The organism is Pseudomonas sp. GW456-L13 (assembly GCF_017350115.1).
GTDB classification, from domain to species: Bacteria; Pseudomonadota; Gammaproteobacteria; order Pseudomonadales; family Pseudomonadaceae; genus Aquipseudomonas; species Aquipseudomonas jessenii.
On record NZ_JACNAS010000002.1, the window covers coordinates 2424329 to 2444148 of the forward strand.

Genomic DNA, 19820 nt, shown 5'->3' on the forward strand with positions numbered 1-19820 from the left:
TCTTCGCTTGCATGGCAATTCGTTACGATATAACGAAAATGGTGAAATTTTCGTACTCGAGCGCGCTATCTAAAGATGCCCAACCTGTCACTTGGCTGAAGCCTTGACCGAAATGCGACAGAACGCACATATTACGTTCGTAATTTTACTCAGGAACTACTTTTACCCATCCCTTCCCCATTCGATCCAGGAGTACATCCATGAGCACTTATGACGTCGTGATACTCGGCGGTGGCCCCGGCGGTTACAACGCGGCGATCCGCGCCGGACAACTGGGTCTGAAAGCTGCCTGCGTGGAAGGACGCGCCACACTCGGCGGCACCTGCCTGAACGTCGGTTGCATGCCATCCAAGGCGTTGCTGCATGCCTCCGAACTGTACGACGCGGCCAAGGGCGCGGAATTCGCCAATCTGGGGATCGAAGTCAAACCCGTGCTCAACCTCAACCAGATGATGAAGCAAAAGGATGAAAGCGTTACCGGGCTGACCAAGGGCATCGAGTTTCTTTTCCGTAAGAACAAGGTCGACTGGATCAGAGGCTGGGGCCACATCGACGGGCCGGGCAAAGTCACGGTGACCGATAGCGCCGGCGGCAAGACCGAGCTGAGTGCCAGGGACATCATCATCGCCACCGGTTCCGAGCCTACGCCCCTGCCCGGCGTGGATATCGATAACAAACGCATCCTCGACTCCACCGGTGCCCTGGCGCTGACCGAGGTGCCCAAGCATCTGGTAGTGATCGGCGCCGGCGTGATCGGCCTGGAGCTGGGTTCGGTATGGCGGCGCCTTGGGGCGCAGGTAACGGTGGTCGAGTTTCTCGACCGGATCTGCCCCGGTGTGGACATCGAAGCCGGCAAAACCCTGCAGCGCTCCCTGAGCAAACAAGGCTTGAGTTTCAAGTTGAGTTCAAAAGTGACCAGCGCCACCACCTCCGCCACCGGCGTGCAGCTCAGCATCGAGCCTGCCGCTGGCGGTGCCGCCGAGCTACTGGAAGCGGATTACGTATTGGTGGCCATCGGGCGCCGACCTTATACACAGGGCCTGGGCCTGGAGAACGTCGGCCTCGCCACGGACAAGCGCGGCATGCTCGCCAACAAGGGGCATCGCACCGAAGCCGTCGGGGTCTGGGTGATTGGTGACGTGACCTCCGGCCCCATGCTCGCCCACAAGGCCGAGGACGAAGCCATGGCCTGCGTCGAGCAGATGGTCGGCAAGGCTGGCGAGGTCAATTACAACCTGATCCCCAGTGTGGTCTACACCAAACCGGAGCTGGCCAGCGTCGGCAAAACCGAAGAGCAGCTCAAGGCTGAAGGTCGGGCGTACAAGGTCGGCAAGTTTCCCTTTACCGCCAACAGCCGGGCGAAGATCAACCACGAGACCGAAGGCTTCGCCAAAGTGCTGGCCGATGAACGCACGGACGAAGTCCTCGGCGTGCATCTGGTTGGCCCGAGCGTCAGTGAAATGATTGGCGAGTATTGCGTGGCCATGGAGTTCAGCGCCTCGGCCGAAGACATCGCCCTGACCTGCCATCCACACCCGACTCGCTCCGAGGCCTTGCGCCAGGCGGCGATGAATGTGGAGGGGATGGCGACGCAGATGTAAGACTTGAAGAGTTGCAGTGACTGATTTATCGCCTTCGCGAGCAGGCTCGCTCCCACATGGTTTGCGCTGTACCTGTGGGAGCGAGCTTGCTCGCGATGGCAGGCAACTCGGTCTACAGCGGCAAATGCTCCAGCGGCAACACCCCCGGGGCCTTCACAGTATGAATCGCAAAGTTGCTGCGGATGTCGCTCACACCCGGCAACTTCAGCAAACGCCCGGTGAGAAACCGGTCATAGGCACGCAAGTCCGGCACCACTACCTGCAGCAGAAAATCCGACTCACCTGATACCAGAAACGCCGAAATCACCTCCGGCAATGCCGTCACCGCCAGTCGAAAGGCTTCGGCTTGCTCATCGTTATGACGCTCGACCTTGACCCCGACAAACACTGTCAGCCCCAACCCCACTTCGTCGCGATCCAGATTGGCCTGGTAGCCGCGAATCACCCCCGCCTCTTCAAGCATCCGCACCCGGCGCAAGCATGGCGATGCCGACAGGCCGATCTCGTCTGCCAGTTGCACATTGCTCAGGCGGCCATCCCGTTGCAGTGCGGCGAGAATCTTGCGGTCGTAGGCGTCGAGTTTCATGGTTTGGCAGATCCTGATGGTTCAATCTTGATTAAGTGGCAGATTATGCCAATACATGACCCGATAGAAGCTGACAACGCAAGCACCTGCCCCGCCCTTCAGCCCTAGACTGGCACGACCAAATCGACAACGAATGGGGTGCAACATGCAAGGTCTCTGGCTGTTTTTCATGGCACTGGCGGTGGTCTACCTGTTGCCGGGGCCCGACATGATCCTGCTGTTGCAGACCGGTGCCCGCCAAGGCAAAGGCGCCGCGCTGGCCACGGCCGTGGGCCTGGGTATTGCCCGGGGTTGCCATGTGGCATTGGCGGCGCTGGGGCTGGCGGCACTGTTCAAGGCAGCGCCCTGGACGTTCGACGTGGTACGCCTGGCCGGTGCCGCGTACCTGCTGTGGATCGGCATTCAGTGCCTGCGAACCACGATGCTGCCGAGCCTCCCCAGCGCCGACCCAACCGGCGAAAAACCGCGCTGGGGCGCAGCCATCCGACGCGGACTGCTGACCAACCTGCTCAATCCCAAGGCACTGCTGTTCTGCTCGGTGCTGCTGCCGCAATTCATCGACCCACAGTCTGGGCCGGTGCTCGGGCAATTTGCGACCTTGGGCGTGGTGCTGGTTAGTGTCGGGTTGCTGTTCGACAGCGCATACGCCCTGGTCGGCGCCGCACTCGGCCGTTGGCTGCAACGCAGCCCCTCAGCCCAGCGCCTGCAACAATGGTTGTTCGGCAGCCTGTTGATCGGTTTCGCCGTGCGGCTAACCTTTGTGCAACAGGCTTGAACCTCACTGCGCCTTGCGGCGGCGGCGTTTGAACATCAACAGCGCCGCTACCGCGAACACCACTACGCAACCAACCTGTAAAGGCATCTTGTACGGTCGCAAGGCCGAACGCGCAGCGTCGGTCACTTGGGTCACGTAGCGTTTGTCGGCGTTTTCGAAGTCGGGGTACGGGCACTGGTGGCCGAAATCGGCGGCCCATTCCACGTAAGGCCCTTCTTTGACATAACGCTGATATATCGCACTTTGCTCTTCGAGGCTGCTGTTCCACCCCGACGCCTCGCACAGCACCGCCGCAAACGCCTGACTGGTGTGAGGCAAGTTATCCGCCGCCTTGCTCGCCAGCGCGGTGGCCACGAAGCGATAGTGATAACGCTGATCAGGCTGGGCAGCGCTGGCCTGCTGGCGCTTCACTTCGTCCTCGGCCACCAAAGGACCGACCTTGAGTTCGGTGTTTTCGAGAATGTAGTTACCGCCGAACGTGGCGTAATCCGGCGCCATTTCGTAGCCCAGAATGTCCATGCCCCACTCGCGTGCCGTCCAGGCCGCATTGAACAGCGCAGCGGCGCGACGGGTCGGCCACCAGGCTGAATCAGCCGCCAGACGCTGCTCGCCATACAGCTTTGCCTTGTGCCGCAAGCCGTCATTGTCGAAGTACGCCGGCGCTTGCTCGTAATGCCCCTCGCGCAACAAACGCCGCCCCAACAAATTGCGCAAGCCCGCCGCCACCGGCAAGGGCACATAGTTGTCGCGGTCCTGTTGGCTGAGCGGCGGCGGGGCCGGCACTTGAGTGTCTACGTAGTGCTTGAGTTCTTCGAGGGTCAACACGCGCTCGGCAACGGTGGCGGCGTCGAACCAGTAAATGCTCTGGCTGCGATACAGCTGATCGAAGGCTTGCAGGTAATCCCCGCGTTGCAGGGCCAGGATCGCACTTTCACCCTCGACCCGGCATTTGGGCTGGAGCGTTTCGTAATCGAAGTCCGGTGTGCGGCGCTCGCCCCAGGATTCATTCTGCGGGAAGGCCTGCGCCGCTTTGGCATAGGCTGCGGCGGCCGCGCTCTTATTGCCCTCGCGCACCGCCAGTTTCGCCCGCAACCACCAGGCCAACCCACCATCGCCAGCCTGTTCGAGGAAAGCCTTGGCGCTGGCGTAATCACCCTGTTGATAATTCATTGCCGCCAGGCGGTCGGCGTTTTCGAGGCTGCCACGGGTACTGTTTTGCAGCAGCTTGATCATTTTCTGTTCGTTTGGCGGTTGATCACCGAACGACCACCCCAACCGACTGATCAGCGATGCTGTCACCAATTGCTGCACTGGCTGGCCCTTGAGCAACTCGGCCACTTGATCATCCGGCAGCGTCATCAGGTCCGCCATCAACAGCTTCAACGAGGTGTAGCCCACCGCGGAGCCGTGCAGATTCTGCGTGGCGTACAACTCGATGGCGCGGTTCCAGTCGCCAGCGGTGCGCACCACCCGGGCTTCTTCACCGAGGCTCGCGACACCCAGTTCCAGTGGATCACTGAAGCCGTCGATGCTCAGTTGCCGGGTTTGCTCGAAGGCGTCACGGGATTGTTCGAGCAGATCCGGAGCCGCATTGGCTTCGGCGCTCATGGCGAACAACGCTCGACCCAACGAGTAAGCCGCCCAGGTACTGCGCGAGGCCCGTTGCTCTGCGGGCAGGGCCAGCACTTTCTTGAAATACCCGGCGGCCAAGGCAGGATCACCCGCGGCAAATGCCACAGCGCCGGCCAGGTACAACCTGAGCTCAGGCGGCAGTTGCGCGCCCTCGCTTTCAACCTGGCGGGCATCGGTCAGGCTGCGCAAGTGTTTCACCAGCACCTGTTGCTCGGCGGAAAGTCCCGCCTGCTCGGCTTGATCGCGCAGCGCTACAGCGTCAGGTGCATCCGTGTAGTCAACGCCAGCGGTGACGTTCTTCAACCCGTTGATGGCGTGGCCGAGGCGGCTGATTTCGAAGCTGAAGTTGCCTTCCGGCAGTTCTGCCAGCGACTGGCCTCGGTTATCCAGCAGGCGCATGGGGAAGTCCGGGCCGCAGGCCAATGCCGAACCCAGCGGCAGGCTGAGGCTCAGGCAAAGCAAATGACGCGGCCAGTTACGGGTGAACATTCGAACCTCCTTGATCAATGTGTGCGCAGCGAGCCCAACCAACGGCACGCTGCCCGCCGGCCGGTACTCGGCCATCACGCAGGCGGGTGAAGGTAAGCAGATCCGGACGCTGTTGCAACGCGTAACCGGCCAAGGCATCGGCCCCCTCACAACCGCTGACCGCCAGTGTCAGGCGTTCGGGCCAGGCGCTGTCGAGATTGCCCTGGTTGCTGATGCCGATGTCATAGAGGCCATTGTCGGCCGAGAGTTTCAGTTTCAATTGACTGTCGAGGACATCACCACGCGCCACGGCGAGCAAAGTGGTCAAGCTCCAGGCCCGACGGTCGTTGGCCAATGGCAGGCGAAACCAGATCAGGCCCGCCAGATGTTTCGGTGGATCGGCACGCAACTCGGTGCCGAGGGTGCGCAATGACTGAGGGTCGGCAAGTAATTCCCGACGCAGTCCTTCACGCTCCACCGTCACTTCACTTTCCACAACGGGCGCGCCACCCGCCGAGAGCAGCAACGCCACGCCATAGGCCGGCAGCGCCAGATAGAACGGTTTCGTCGTGATACGGCTCCAGGCCTTCGCCCATTGCCGGGCCTGATCCGCATCGAACAAGCCACGACGCGGATCGCTCACCGCGTGCACCTGCAACACACTGCTGTCGACTGTGGATAACAGCGCCGGCAGTTCGCGACTGTCGAGCCAGGATGGCAACGCGGTGATGCTCAGTACCAGCGAAGTCGGCAATGCTCCGCGCAACTGCGCGAGAAATTGGCGGTACTCCGGTAGCCGAGCGTTACCGGCATCGTGGTCGATTTCCACGCCGGCGAGGTTCAGCCCCTGTCCCTTCCAGTCGCCGATCACCTGGCGGATTTGCGCAGTTATCTCATCCTGATCCAGCGCCTTGAGCTGCCCATCCAGGCGAATCACCGCAATCACCGGCCGGCCATCGCGCTTGAGCAGTGCCGGGTCAATCCGGGCTCGACTCCAGCCCGCGTTGGGAAAGGCCTGCAAGGCCAGCACCCGCAACGTCGAAAAGTCGGCGCGGCTATCCCTGAGGGCAGCGTCGTGGGCCGGCGTCCACTGCCGCTGCCAGACGTAAAGCTGTTGATCCAGCGGCGGTGCATCCTGTCTTTCGCAACCGGTGGTGAGCGCCAGCGCCATCAGCAAGACCATCGAGCGAGTGAAAAAAACCATTGAAACGCCTGTTCCTGAAATGCAGAAAGGGCCTGTGCGGTGAATGCCAGTCAGTTAAGCGTTTAAACACCGCAAACCTTGTGGGAGCGAGCTTGCTCGCGATGACGGTTGGACAGTCTTACAAGGGGTGACTGACAGTCCGCTATCGCGAGCAAGCTCGCTCCCACAATGTCCGGGGCTTAACTGACAGGCATTGACCTCTGCGGCCCTGGTTCGTTCTGCCCCTACCCTACTCAGCCATCGACCGGCGGGCAATGTTCGCCTGAAATGATATTCAGATATCGAGTACCAGCGGTTGCGCGCCCTGCGCCGGAATCGCACAGCAAATCAGCACCTGTCCATCATCCGGCACCTCCGCTGGCGGCAGTGGGTAATGCACCTGACCGCTGATCAAGCGCGTTTTGCAGGTGCCGCAGGAGCCGCCGCGACAACTGAATTCCGGGCGCAGGCCACGGCTTTCCGCCAACTTCAGCAAGCTGCCGCCGTCTGGCTGCCAGCGCGCCTCCTTGGTCGAACGCTGGAACACCACGAGCACGGACGTGGTGGCGGCTGGCGGTTGTTCGATGACCACCGCATCGGGGTCCGGTCGCCGGCGCAAGGTGGACGGGCCGAAGGTTTCGGCGTGAATCCGCGAATCGCGAATGTCCAACTCGCGCAAGCCGTCGTACAACGCCTGGGTAAAACTCCCGGGACCGCAGACCACAAAATCCGGCTGATCGTAGTCCTCGACTGTCAGCAGATCCTTGAGCAGCGCGACGTCGATCCGTCCACTGAGGTCGAAGTCCTCTCCTTGTATCGCCTCGGCTTCCGGTTGACTGAGCAAACGCACTACCCGCACCGCGTCACCGGCATCCTCGAGCAAGCGATCCAGTTCGCGGCGAAATGGCTGGTCAGCCATCGTGCGCGAACTCTGGATGAACCATGTCGGCCGGATACGCCGGGTGCGCAACCCTTGGTAAACCACTTCCCGCAGCATCGATAACAGCGGCGTGATGCCGACCCCGGCCGCCAACAACACCAAGGGTCGACGCTCATGGGGCGCCACGGTGAAATGCCCTTGCGGCGCCCGCGCCTCCAGCAGGTCGCCGACACGAATCTGCTCATGCAAATGCGTAGACACCCGTCCGTCACGCTTCACGCTGATGCGGAAAAAATCATCGGACGGTGCGCTCGATAAACTGTACGTGCGGATATGCACATCGCCATCAATGTTGAAGCGCAAAGGCAAATGCTGCCCGGCCTGGAACAGTGGCAACCCCGCTCCGTCGGCGGGCTCCAGGTAAAGCGAGCGAATGCTGTGGCTTTGCGCTTCAATCCGCGTCACCCGCAACGGCCGCCACTGATCGCCCAGGGCCTTGGCCTGCAAACGCGCCTTGGCCTGCTCCCAGGTACCGGTGAGCAAACTGGTGGGTGAAACGCCGTCGAAGCGCCAGCGCAACGACAGGGCAGCCGGACGACGTACCACTTGCTCGACATCGATCGTCCACAGGCGCTCGGCCCCCTGGAACGCCTCGACCTGAGGACCGTCCAGGATGATTTCGGTGCGCCCACTGAGCTGCAGCAAATCACCGGTATTGAAATCGATGAACAACAACCCGGCCCGGGGATTGAGCAGCAGGTTGCCCAAGGTGTTGAAATGCAGGTTGCCGGCGAAATCCGGAATGGTCAGGCGATTGCCTTCCACCTGTACGAAACCGGCCTGACCGCCGCGGTGAGAAACATCCACCGAGCGTTCACCGTCGACGTCCACATAACTGGCAACGAAAAAGGTGTCCGCCTCGGCGATCATGGCTTTGCTCGCGTCATCCAGTTCGCCGAAATGCTGGGCGGCACGGGTCGCAGGATCGGTCAGCGGCACCGAGCGAAACTGGCGCAACTGAATGTACTGCGGGCAATTGCCGAAGGACTGGTCCACCGTCACCGCGAAACCATCCATGGTCATGGCACTGACATGCCCATTGATGCGGTTACGGCGGCGGGTGTGCAACTCGATGCCCAGCAGTCCGATGGCCGAGCCTTCGCTCAACTGCGCGGGATCATCAAAGGCCGGCAGACTGCGAAATTGCAGCAAGCCAGGTTCTGGCGAATGTGCGAAACCGGGCTGGCCTTCAAGGACACTGGCCCAGGGATGACCGTCGGCATCCACCGCTGCGTACAGCATGAACGGCAATTGCTGATAGAAGGTGCGGTGCTGGTCCGGCATCTCGCTGCGAATCACCTTACGACCGAACGCCTCCATTCGTTCGGCAACGCCCACATGCGCCTGCAATTGTTTCTCGCCGGCATGCCAGGGTGAACGGTCCATACGGCTGCTCCCTTGCGCCTGTGGCGCAGAACGGGGCGGCCCGGCAACACCGGGCCACCAGCATCAGGCGGTTTTTTGCAGGCCGGCGACGGTGCGCGGCATGCCGACAAAACCCGGCAAGGCTTCGATGCGGGCCAGCCAGGCACGAATGTTGGTGTACTCGTCCAGCGACACATTGCCCTCAGGCGCATGGGCGATGTAGCTGTAGGCGGCGACGTCGGCAATCGTCGGATCAGTGCCAGCCAGATACGGCGTATCGGCCAATTCGTGATCGATTACCTTGAGCACGGTATGGGCATAGGCAACCACTTCTGCAGCGTTGTAAGGCGCGCCGAACACAGTAATCAATCTTGCCCGGGCAGGGCCGAAGGCAATCGGACCGGCCGCCACCGACAACCAGCGTTGGACCTTGGCGGCCCCTACCGGATCAGCCGGCAGCCAGCGACCGTTGCCGTACTTTTGCGCCAGGTAAACCAGAATCGCGTTGGAATCGGCCAACACCACGCCCTGATCATCAATCACCGGCACCTGACCGAAAGCATTGAGCGCGAGGAACGCCGGTTGCTTGTGTTCGCCTTTGGCGAGGTCAACGAAGATCAATTCGGTCGGCAGTTTCAGCAGGGACAGCATCAATTCGACACGATGAGCGTGGCCGGAACGTGGGAAGTTGTAGAGTTTGATCGCTTGCATGGTCGACACCTCGGGTGAGTGGTGCTGTTCAGGGGAGAGATGGGTCGTATCTTCTACCCTCGACCAAAACAACAGAATCACCAGCAAACGCAATCCATTATTTCACCGGATGAAATAACTCAACGCCTGAGCGCCGGATGCTCGCGCAGCGTGTTCACCGCGAAATCAACAAAACTGCGCACCCGGGCCGGTGCTTTACGTCCGCCCTGATAGACCACATGGATGGGCAACGGCGGCAGTTCGAAGTCCGCCAGAATGATTTCCAGCTCTCCGGCAGCCACCTTGTTCGCGACTTGATAAGACAGCACCCGCGTGAAGCCTAACCCCAAACTGGCCGCCGTGATGGCTGCCTGATTCGCCGTCACCACCAGTCGCGGTTCAGCCCGCACGCTCAAGGTTTCGCCGTCTTCGATGAATGGCCAACTCCGCAACTGGCCTATGGCCGATGTCGCAATGATTGGCGCCTGGGCCAGTTCCCGGGGATGTCTGGGCCGACCATGACTGGCCAGAAACTGTGGCGATGCGCAGATCACCCGCCGCACCTCGCCCACGCGGATCGCATGCTGGTTGCTGTCGGGGAGCTCGCCGATGCGGATGGCCACATCAACGCCCTCCTCGACCACGCTCACCACCCGGTCCACCAGCAGCGCGTTGATGCAGACCTCGGGGAATTGCGTCAGATAATTCACCATCAACGGCGTGACAAACAGCTCGCCAAACAAGACCGGTGCGGTGATGGTCAGTTGCCCACGGGGATGGATATGGCTGCCCGCTGCCGAGTCCTCGGCTTCCTGCACCTCGGCGAGAATTCTCCGACAATCCTCCAGATATCGTTGACCGGCCTCGCTCAAATAAACGCTGCGCGTCGTACGCGTGAGCAGTTGTGTGCCTATTCGCTTCTCCAGCGCCGCGACCGCTCGGGTGACGCTGGCCGCCGACAGACCCAAACCCCGCGCCGCCGCCGAAAAACCCTGCTCCTTGGCGACAGCAGCGAAGACCTGCATTTCCTGGAAGCGGTCCATGGGACTGCCCTCATTTCAGATAGATAAACCGCAACCGAAGGCCGGAATGTTAAGCGCAAATGTTCAACAACATAGTTGGGCGCCAGACCATCAGGTAAATCAATGGGCTACTGCACTGTAGCGCCTGCACCGTAAAAACCAAGCGTGTCACAAACCTCAAAAAGCGGACCGGGGATTATTGATAATTAATGACGATTATTTTCTTGCGACGGGTGCGACTGTTGGCAATTATTCTGATCAGCCCGCTGCAACGGCAAATGCCCGGTAGAGAAAAAGGAGCCATTGGCTCAGCTTCCAAACCGATTCAGTCAAGGGCTCGCAGCGGACTCCATCAACTGCAGCAGGATTCCAGCCTGTATAAACAGGCGGAATATACGACTGCTCCTATACTACAAACCACCTGTTACCTATTGGGTTTTTGGTAGGTACCTCATTGAAGTTTTCTCTACTTAAAGTAAGGCGTTATCGGTTTTTAACGCTTTGACGGCTGCCCGTCGATCCTGCTTTATGGATTCACTTAGTAGGGAAGAGTTGAACTTCAACGGCCTGGCTAACCTGTGTGACACAGCAAGGAGTTCGACAATGTTGCGCACTAACATTTCCGCTAGAGCACTGTCCGGTGGTTTGCTCGATGTACTGATTCGCGCCGGGTTGATTACGGTGCTGGTACTGTTCTGCTTCCAGATCTTCCACCCCTTCCTCAACCTGATGCTCTGGGCAATGATTCTGGCCATTACCCTGTATCCCCTGCATGCGCTCATCAAGCGCAAGCTGGTCAACAAGGACGGTCGTGCCGCCACCCTGATCGTGGTAGTCGCCCTGGCTTTGCTAATGGTACCGATCTACCTGCTGGGCACCTCGATCAGTGAATCGGTCCAGGGCACCCTGGCGGTTCTCAAGTCCGATACGTTGCAGATTCCGCTCCCCAGCGAAAAAATCGCTTCCCTGCCGCTCATAGGCGAGCCGCTCTATGGCTACTGGATGCAGGCCGCCACCGACATGAGCAGCGTGCTCATGAAGCTGATGCCTTACATCAAGTCCGTCGGCCTGACCTTGTTGGGCAAAATGGCCGATGTTGGCGTGGGCTTTCTGTTGTTCATCGGCGCCCTGATCATTGCCGGCGTGTTCATGGCCTATGGCGAAAACGGCGAAAGAAGCGCCCTGGCCATCACCTCGCGCCTTTCCGGACCAGAGCGTGGGCCACGCATTACCGTGCTCTGCACTGCAACCATCCGCGCGGTCGCCCAGGGCGTAGTGGGCATCGCGTTCATTCAGATGTTGCTGGTCGGTGTGGGCTTCGTGCTCATGGGTGTCCCCGGTGCCGGGCTACTGGCCATGGTGGCGCTGTTGATGGGGATCATGCAATTGCCGGTACTGCTGGTGACCCTTCCGGTGATCGCTTTTGTCTTCGCCACCGAAGGGACCAGCCTGGCCACCGTCGTGTTTGGCATCTACAGCCTGATTGCCGGGATGGCCGACAACGTCCTCAAACCGTTGATGCTGGGTCGTGGCGTCGATGTTCCGATGCCGGTGATTCTGATTGGCGCCCTGGGCGGCATGGTAAGCGGCGGCTTCATCGGTTTGTTCATCGGGCCGGTGGCGCTGGCGGTGGGCTACCAATTGTTCTGGCAATGGGTCCAGGACCAACCGTCTGCCGAGCTAATGAATGAGACACCCGAGATCGAGGCGTTGAACGATCAGCGTCCTGTCTGAGGAGTTTGCGCTTGATGCCACGCCCTGCTCGCATCAGCCGGCTTCTGCTCTGTGGCACCGTCGTCCTGGGGGGCTGTGTACAACTGGGCCCGGATTTCCAGTCGCCGGCCCAGCCCTGGGTCGACCACTGGAACAGCCCGGCCCTGGAGGTCGCCGGCCAACAACACGCGCAACCTGACAGCCGCCAATGGTGGCGCGTGTTCAACGACCCGGTGCTGGACCATTTGATGGCCGAAGCCGATGCCCACAACGCCGACCTGCACCTCGCTGGCCTTCGGGTCATGGAGTCCCGGGCGCAATTGGGTATCGCCCTGAGTGGACGCTACCCGCAATTGCAGCAGGCCAGCGCCGACAGCCTGTACTTGAACCGTCGACAATCGGGCGGCGCCAACCCTCAGGACACGCATTTCTGGCAATACAGCGCCGGTTTCGATATCGGCTGGGAGCTGGATTTCTGGGGGCGTTTCAGCCGTGCCATCGAGTCGGCGGACGCATCCTGGTTTGCCGCCCAGGCCAACTATGAAAATGCCTTGGTGCTGTTGCACGCGCAACTGGCGCAAAACTACTACGCCTTGCGCACCGCCGAGGCACGCCTGGCCATCGCCCGCAGTAACGCCAAATTGCAAAAACGCAGCTACGAGATCACCGAGCGCCTGTTCAACAGCGGGGCCGAAGCCGAACTTGATCTGCAACAAGCCAAGACCCAATACCTGGGCACACTCAGTACCATCCCGGATTTCGAGAGCCAGGTGGCGAGCTTGCGCAATGCGTTGTCCACCCTGATCGGCCAGCCACCCGGCTCGATCCCTGACCTCAATCGCAACACCGGCTTAGTGCCGCTGCTCGATACTGCGATCTTGCAGGATGTGCCGGCCAACCTGCTGGTGCGGCGCCCCGATGTTCGTGCTGCCGAGCTGCAAGTGGCGGCGCAGTCGGCGTTGATCGGTGTGGCCGAGACTGACCTGTACCCCTCCATCAGCCTGCTGGGCAGCATCGTCTGGTCTGCCAGCTCGCTCAGCGGTGCATCCAACACCCTGGACATGGTGGCCGGCCCCAGTTTGCGCTGGGACATCTTCGACCACGGCCGGATCACCAACAACGTCCGCGTGCAGGATGCGCGCTTGCAGCAACTGATCGTTATCTACCAGGACAGCGTGCGCCAGGCGGCACGCGAGGCGGACGACGCCGCGACCGGCTTGATCAAAGCACTGGAGCGCGACCGGATCCTCAGCGATGCATCGGTGGCCGCCGAACGTTCGGTGACCCTGGCCAATGCCCAATACCGCGAAGGCTATTCCGATTTCCAGCGCGTGCTGGATGCCCAGCGGGCCCTGTTTGCCCAACAGGATATCTACCTGGTCAACCGTGGCACCGCGGTCAACAGCCTGATCGCCCTATACAAGGCTCTGGGCGGAGGCTGGTACAGCGACCAGCCGATGATCGACCCGGCCACCCGCAAACAAATGCAAGAACGGACCGATTGGGGCGATCTGCTCGACGAACCGAAGGAAAGTGCCAATGACTGACAGCCAACAACCGGCCGCCGAGAAAGCCCCGACACCTGCCGCCGACCCTGCGAAAAAAGCGATCAACTGGGTGGTGCTGCTGATCATCCTGAGTCTGGTCTGGTACCTGATGGCCGACCGTTACACCCCCTACACGCAACAGGCACGGGTGCAGGCCTTCATTGTACCGGTGGCCGCCGAGGTATCCGGCCGGGTGACCAAGGTGCACGTACGCAACAACCAGGACGTAAAGGCTGGCGAATTGCTGTTTGAAGTCAACCCGGAGCAGTACCAGATTGCCGTCGATCGCGCTCGCGCCGACCTTGAGTCGACCCGTCGCCAGGTGGGCGCCAACACCGCCGGTGTCGACTCCAAGCAAGCATCACTGCGTGCATCCCAGGCCAACGAGCTCAAGGCACGCCAGGACATCCAGCGGCTTGAACGCCTGTACAGAGAAGACCCGGGCACCATCTCGCTGCGACGCCTGGAGATATCCCGCGCCACCCTGGAAGAATCCATCAGCCAGGTCGCCGCGGCCAAGGCCGAAGTGCAACGTGCGCGCGAACAACAGGGCGGTAACGAAGACGAAAACGCCCAGTTGCTCAGCGCCGCCAGCAACCTTGAAAAAGCCGAGCTGGACTTGAGCAATACGAAGGTCCACGCGCGCTCGGCCGGCCTGATTACCGATTTGCGCACCGACGTCGGCCAGTTTGCTTCCGCCGGTGCGCCGGTGATGACCCTGATCGCCATCCACGATGTGTGGATCAGCGCCGACATGACCGAAAACAACCTGGGAAGTGTCCAGCCAGGGACGCCGGTGTCCATCGTCCTCGACGCCCTGCCGGGGAGAATTTTCAAAGGCCATGTGCGTAGCGTCGGCTATGGCGTCGATATCGGCCAGACCACCCAGCCGGGCAGCCTGCCGAAAGTGGAGAACAGCCGCGATTGGTTGCGCCCTGCCCAGCGCTTTCCGGTGATCATCGAGTTCGAACCCGGTGAGTTGACCGGCCCGCAAGGCATCCGGTCTGGCGGGCAGGCCGAAGTCATGGCATTTCCGAGTGAAAGTAACCCGCTGAATTTCCTGGGTCGCCTGTTCCTGCGCCTGATGAGCTGGATGTCCTATGCGTATTGAGCGCCCGCCCCGGGTTCAGCGCGCCCTGCGCCTGAGCTTCGGCACGGCGCTGTGCCTGGCGGCGAGCTTTGGTCTGGCCCTGCCCATCCCGTTCCTCTCTCCGATGCTGGCGCTGATGATGCTGGCAGCGATGAACCGACCATTGCCGTTCAAGGCCAGCCTGGGCCTGATCCTGATCCTTATGCTGACCACCGGGACCGGCCTGTTGCTCATTCCCCTGCTGCGTTACTACCCGTTCAGCGGTGTGCTGCTGGTAGGGCTATGCCTGTTCCTGGCCTTCGGTTATGGCTTGCGCGGCGGCAACCCGCTGGTGGCGACGTTTCTGGTGGTGGGCCTGACCTTGATCAGTTCGGCCGGAACCGCTGAATTCGCCCTGGCGCTTGAGGTGATCGTGGCCCTGGTCAAGGGGCTGTTCCTTGCCGTCACCACGCTGACCATCAGCCATTGGCTGTTTCCCGACCCCGCCAGTGCTCCCGCGGCCAAACCCGGCCCGAGCCTTACTCCAACCGAAAGCAGTTGGCTGGCGCTACGTGCCACGCTGGTGGTACTGCCGACTTTCCTGCTGGCCATGATCGACCCGGCCAGCTACCTGCCGATCATCATGAAAGCCGTCAGCCTCGGCCAACAAAGCTGCGCGACCAGTGCCCGCACCGCCGGCCAGGAGTTGCTCGGCTCGACCCTGCTCGGTGGCCTGATGGCAATTCTTTTCTGGTGCGCACTCAGCCTGTTCGTCAACCTGTGGATGTTCTTTCTGTGGATGCTGCTGTTCGGTTTGCTGGTGGCCAGAAAACTCTACGGTGTGGCCATGACTCGACAACCACCGAGTTTCTGGCTCAACAGCCTGGCGACCCTGATCATTCTGCTCGGCCAATCGGTACAGGACAGTGCGGCGGGCAAGGACGTCTACACCGCCTTCGCCATCCGCATGGGCCTGTTCATACTGGTGACCTTGTACGCCTGTGTCATGGTCCATCTGCTGGACATGCGGCGGGAGCGTCGAATTACGACCGCCTAGAAACAGAAAAACCCCCTGAGAAGGGGGTTTTTCACCTGTGGATAACTTATTCCACAGTGACCGACTTCGCCAGGTTGCGCGGCTGGTCAACGTCGGTGCCCTTGAGTACGGCAACGTAGTACGACAGCAGTTGCAGCGGGATGGTGTAGAGAATCGGCGACAGGATGTCGTGGATGTGCGGCATGTGCACAACGTGAGTGCCTTCACCGTTGGTCATGCCGGCCTTCTCGTCAGCGAAGACGATCAACTGGCCACCGCGGGCGCGGACTTCCTGAAGGTTGGACTTCAGCTTCTCCAGCAGTTCGTTGTTCGGCGCCACGGTCACCACTGGCATGTCGTTATCCACAAGCGCCAACGGGCCGTGTTTCAGCTCGCCGGCCGGATAGGCTTCAGCGTGGATGTAGGAGATTTCCTTGAGCTTGAGTGCCCCTTCCATCGCGACCGGGAACTGCGCGCCACGGCCGAGGAACAGCGTGTGGTGTTTCTCGGCGAACAGCTCGGAGATTTTTTCCACGGTGCTGTCCATGGCCAGCGCCTCGCCCAGACGGGTCGGCAAACGACGCAACTCTTCGACCAACGTCGCTTCGACACCTTTGGCCAAGGTGCCACGAACCTGACCCAGGGAAAGCGTCAGCAACAACAGGCCAACCAATTGCGTGGTGAAGGCTTTGGTCGAAGCCACACCGATTTCGCGTCCGGCCTGGGTCAACAGGGTCAGATCGGACTCACGCACCAAGGAGCTGATGCCGACGTTGCAGATCGCCAGGCTGGCCAGGAAGCCCAGTTCCTTGGCGTTGCGCAGCGCGGCCAGGGTGTCGGCGGTTTCGCCGGACTGAGAAATGGTCACGAACAAGGTGTCCGGCTGCACCACCACCTTGCGGTAGCGGAATTCGCTGGCGACTTCGACCTGGCAAGGAATGCCGGCCAACTCTTCGAGCCAGTAACGCGCGACCATACCGGCGTGGTAACTGGTGCCACACGCGACGATCTGTACGTTACGCACTTTGGCGAACAGTTCGGCAGCCTGTGGGCCGAATGCCTGTACCAGGACCTGGTTCTGGCTCAGGCGACCTTCCAGGGTGCGCTGCACCACGGACGGTTGCTCGTGGATTTCCTTGAGCATGAAGTGGCGGAACTCGCCCTTTTCAGCGGCTTCGGCGCCGTCGCGATACTGCACGGCTTCGCGCTCGACGACCTTGCCGTCAACGTCCCAGATCTGCACGCTGTCGCGGCGGATTTCAGCGATATCGCCTTCTTCCAGATACATGAAACGGTCAGTAACCTGACGCAGGGCCAACTGGTCGGATGCCAGGAAGTTTTCCCCAAGGCCCAAGCCGATCACCAGCGGGCTGCCGCTGCGGGCTGCAACCAGGCGATCCGGTTGCTGCGCGCTGATCACTGCCAGGCCGTAAGCACCGTGCAACTCTTTGACGGTCGCCTTGAGGGCGACGGTCAGATCGCGCAGATCCTTGAGTTTGTGGTTCAGCAGGTGGGAGATGACTTCAGTGTCGGTGTCCGAGGTGAACACATAGCCCAAGGCTTTGAGTTGTTCACGCAGGGCTTCGTGGTTTTCGATGATGCCGTTGTGCACCACCGCCAGGTCGCCGGAGAAATGCGGGTGGGCATTGCGCTCGCACGGCGCACCGTGGGTGGCCCAGCGCGTGTGGGCAATGCCCAGGCGACCGACCAGCGGCTCGGTGGTCAACGCCTGCTCCAGCTCACTGACCTTGCCCGGACGACGCACGCGCTCGAGTTTTTCATCGTTGGTGTAGACCGCCACGCCAGCGCTGTCATACCCACGGTATTCGAGGCGTTTCAGGCCTTCGACGAGGATGGCGGTGATGTTACGTTCTGCGACTGCGCCGACAATTCCACACATGCTATTTCTCCTGACTGACAGCCGCGCAAATCAAAGTGATGCCGCGGGCCTGAATCTGATCGCGAGCCTCAAGGGGCAGGCGTTCATCGGTAATAATGGTATGGACACTGCTCCATGGCAGCTCCAGGTTTGGAATCTTGCGGCCGATTTTGTCGGCCTCCACCATCACGACTACTTCGCGGGCGACTTCAGCCATGACCCGGCTCAGCCCGAGCAGCTCGTTGAAGGTGGTTGTACCGCGAACCAGATCGATGCCATCAGCGCCGATAAACAGCTGGTCGAAGTCGTAGGAGCGCAGTACCTGCTCGGCAACCTGCCCCTGAAATGACTCGGAATGCGGGTCCCAGGTGCCACCGGTCATCAACAGCACCGGTTCGTGCTCAAGTTCGCTCAGGGCATTGGCGACATGCAGCGAGTTGGTCATCACCACCAGACCGGGTTGCTGTCCGAGTTCCGGGATCATGGAAGCGGTGGTACTGCCACTGTCGATAATGATGCGCGCATGCTCGCGAATTCGCGCGACGGCGGCACGGGCGATGGCTTGTTTGTATTTGGAAACCGGCTGACCAATGTCGGCCACCAGTTCCTGAGGCAGGGTGATCGCCCCGCCGTAACGACGCAGCAACAGGCCATTGCTTTCAAGTGCCGCCAGATCCTTGCGAATCGTAACTTCCGACGTTTCGAAGCGCTTGGCCAACTCATCCACACTGACTTCGCCCTGCTGATTGAGCAAGGCGAGGATGTTGTGACGACGCTGAGGTGTGTTGCGCTTTGACATGAGCTGGTAAGTTTCGTTTCGAAAGATAGCGGAAGCAATCAAAACCTATCAGCGAAACTTCGTCAAGCACCATGCGATAAAAAGAGCTGTGGATAACCCTGTGTAGGAGCGAGCTCGCTCCTACACAAGGGAGTTGTGGATAACTCAGCCCTTCTTGATCTTCTCCGGCCGCTTCCAACCGTCGATGTTCTTCTGACGAGCACGCCCAATCGCCAACTGGGATTTATCCACAGTCGAAGTAATGGTCGAACCGGCCGCCGTGGTCGCACCGGCCAGGATATCCACAGGCGCTACCAACGAGTTGTTGGAACCAATGAACACATCTTCGCCCAACACGGTTTTCCACTTGTTGGCGCCGTCGTAGTTGCAAGTGATGGTGCCGGCACCAATGTTGGTGCGCGCCCCGACTTCGGCATCGCCCAGGTAAGTCAGATGACCGGCCTTGGCACCTTCGCCCAGGCGAGCATTTTTCAACTCGACGAAGTTACCCACATGCGCCCGGGCTTCCAGCACGGTACCTGGACGCAGACGCGCAAACGGACCGGCATCGCTGCCCTCACCCAGAATGGCACCTTCGATATGACTGTTGGCCTTGATGACCACGCCTTTGCGCAGGGTGCTGTCCTTGATCACGCAGTTCGGGCCGATCACCACGTCATCTTCAATGACCACCTTGCCTTCAAGGATCACGTTGATGTCGATCAGCACATCGCGGCCTACGGTTACGTCTCCGCGCACATCGAATCGTGCCGGGTCGCGCAGCGTCACACCTTGAGCCATCAAGCGACGACCGGCGCGCAATTGATAATGCCGTTCAAGTTCGGAAAGCTGCTTGCGGTCATTGGCGCCCTGCACTTCCATGGCGTCGTGCGGTTGCTCGGTGGCCACAACCAGACCATCGCTCACTGCCATGGCAATGATGTCGGTCAGGTAGTACTCGCCCTGGGCGTTGTTGTTGGAGAGACGGCTCATCCAGTCGCCGAGCCGGGCAAAAGGCAGCGCCAGAATGCCGGTATTGCCTTCGGTGATCTGGCGTTGGGCTTCATCGGCATCTTTCTGCTCGACAATGGCGGCAACCTTGCCAGCGCCATCACGAACGATGCGGCCGTAACCGGTCGGATCGTCCAGTTCGACGGTCAGCAGTCCCAATTGCTCTGGACCCACCTGCTTGAGCAGGCGCTGCAGTGTTTCGACCTCAATCAACGGCACATCACCGTAGAGCACCAGCACGGTGTCGGACTGAATGAACGGCACGGCTTGAGCAACGGCGTGGCCGGTACCCAACTGTTTATCCTGCAGGACGAAGTTCAGGTCATCCGCTGCCAGGCGTTCGCGCACCGCATCGGCACCATGACCGATCACGACGTGAATGCGCTGTGGATCTAGTTGCCGGGCGCTGTGGATAACATGGCCGAGCATGGAGTTGCCGGCAATCGGGTGCAAAACTTTCGGCAAAGCAGAACGCATACGCGTGCCTTGGCCAGCAGCGAGAATAACGATTTCAAGAGACATGAC

The 19820-nt window shown here is 60.7% G+C and carries 15 protein-coding genes; 6 read left to right on the top strand and 9 right to left on the bottom strand.

The window, feature by feature from the left end; all coding sequences use genetic code 11:
* Positions 1-200: 200 nt before the first annotated feature.
* Positions 201-1601 (top strand): dihydrolipoyl dehydrogenase, encoded by a 1401-nt coding sequence (lpdA, locus tag J4D25_RS25260; RefSeq protein WP_057712677.1) that lies wholly within the window; start codon positions 201-203, stop codon positions 1599-1601.
* 112 nt (positions 1602-1713) lie between these two features.
* On the opposite strand, the gene J4D25_RS25265 is transcribed toward lpdA, so the two are convergent.
* Positions 1714-2187, bottom strand: coding sequence for an Lrp/AsnC family transcriptional regulator (locus tag J4D25_RS25265; protein WP_057712676.1), 474 nt, complete (start codon positions 2185-2187; stop codon positions 1714-1716).
* A 145-nt stretch (positions 2188-2332) separates the two neighbouring features.
* On the opposite strand from J4D25_RS25265, the gene J4D25_RS25270 reads away from it, so the two are divergent.
* A complete protein-coding gene (locus tag J4D25_RS25270) occupies positions 2333-2962 on the top strand; it encodes a LysE family translocator (RefSeq protein WP_057712675.1) in 630 nt (209 codons plus the stop codon).
* 3 nt (positions 2963-2965) lie between these two features.
* On the opposite strand, the gene J4D25_RS25275 is transcribed toward J4D25_RS25270, so the two are convergent.
* The 5 genes from J4D25_RS25275 to J4D25_RS25295 all read right to left on the bottom strand — a co-directional run bounded on the left by J4D25_RS25275 (position 2966) and on the right by J4D25_RS25295 (position 10283).
* Positions 2966-5083, bottom strand: a complete 2118-nt coding sequence (locus tag J4D25_RS25275; protein WP_057712674.1) for a hypothetical protein — start codon at positions 5081-5083, stop codon at positions 2966-2968.
* Entirely contained in the window at positions 5070-6266 is a 1197-nt protein-coding gene (locus J4D25_RS25280) for a DUF3142 domain-containing protein (protein ID WP_057712673.1), read from the bottom strand. Before J4D25_RS25280 ends, J4D25_RS25275 begins: the two co-directional genes overlap by 14 nt.
* Positions 6267-6540: 274 nt before the next feature.
* Entirely contained in the window at positions 6541-8571 is a 2031-nt protein-coding gene (locus tag J4D25_RS25285; RefSeq protein ID WP_057712672.1) for a pyridoxamine 5'-phosphate oxidase family protein, read from the bottom strand.
* A 63-nt stretch (positions 8572-8634) separates the two neighbouring features.
* Positions 8635-9261: a glutathione S-transferase family protein gene (locus J4D25_RS25290; RefSeq protein ID WP_057712671.1), complete on the bottom strand. Its 627-nt coding sequence runs from the start codon at positions 9259-9261 to the stop codon at positions 8635-8637.
* Between the two features lie 119 nt (positions 9262-9380).
* A complete protein-coding gene (locus J4D25_RS25295) occupies positions 9381-10283 on the bottom strand; it encodes a LysR family transcriptional regulator (protein ID WP_057712670.1) in 903 nt (300 codons plus the stop codon).
* Positions 10284-10865: 582 nt separating this feature from the next.
* Here J4D25_RS25295 and J4D25_RS25300 point away from each other — a divergent pair.
* The 4 genes from J4D25_RS25300 to J4D25_RS25315 are packed head-to-tail and all read left to right on the top strand — an operon-like array spanning position 10866 to position 15648.
* Positions 10866-11996 (top strand): AI-2E family transporter, encoded by a 1131-nt coding sequence (locus J4D25_RS25300; RefSeq protein WP_057712669.1) that lies wholly within the window; start codon positions 10866-10868, stop codon positions 11994-11996.
* Between the two features lie 14 nt (positions 11997-12010).
* On the top strand, positions 12011-13522 hold the full coding sequence (locus J4D25_RS25305) for an efflux transporter outer membrane subunit (RefSeq protein ID WP_057712668.1): 1512 nt from the start codon (positions 12011-12013) through the stop codon (positions 13520-13522).
* Complete coding sequence (locus tag J4D25_RS25310) at positions 13515-14633, top strand: HlyD family secretion protein (RefSeq protein WP_057712667.1); 1119 nt, start codon at positions 13515-13517, stop codon at positions 14631-14633. Before J4D25_RS25305 ends, J4D25_RS25310 begins: the two co-directional genes overlap by 8 nt.
* Positions 14623-15648: a DUF2955 domain-containing protein gene (locus J4D25_RS25315; protein WP_057712666.1), complete on the top strand. Its 1026-nt coding sequence runs from the start codon at positions 14623-14625 to the stop codon at positions 15646-15648. The genes J4D25_RS25310 and J4D25_RS25315 overlap by 11 nt, the downstream gene beginning before the upstream one ends.
* A gap of 46 nt (positions 15649-15694) precedes the next feature.
* Here the strand turns inward: J4D25_RS25315 and glmS are convergent, their stop codons facing one another.
* The 3 genes from glmS to glmU all read right to left on the bottom strand — a co-directional run bounded on the left by glmS (position 15695) and on the right by glmU (position 19817).
* On the bottom strand, positions 15695-17527 hold the full coding sequence (glmS, locus tag J4D25_RS25320; RefSeq protein WP_057712665.1) for a glutamine--fructose-6-phosphate transaminase (isomerizing): 1833 nt from the start codon (positions 17525-17527) through the stop codon (positions 15695-15697).
* Position 17528: 1 nt separating this feature from the next.
* Positions 17529-18305: a DeoR family transcriptional regulator gene (locus J4D25_RS25325; protein ID WP_057712664.1), complete on the bottom strand. Its 777-nt coding sequence runs from the start codon at positions 18303-18305 to the stop codon at positions 17529-17531.
* A 144-nt stretch (positions 18306-18449) separates the two neighbouring features.
* Entirely contained in the window at positions 18450-19817 is a 1368-nt protein-coding gene (glmU, locus tag J4D25_RS25330) for a bifunctional UDP-N-acetylglucosamine diphosphorylase/glucosamine-1-phosphate N-acetyltransferase GlmU (RefSeq protein ID WP_057712663.1), read from the bottom strand.
* Positions 19818-19820 lie beyond the last annotated feature (3 nt).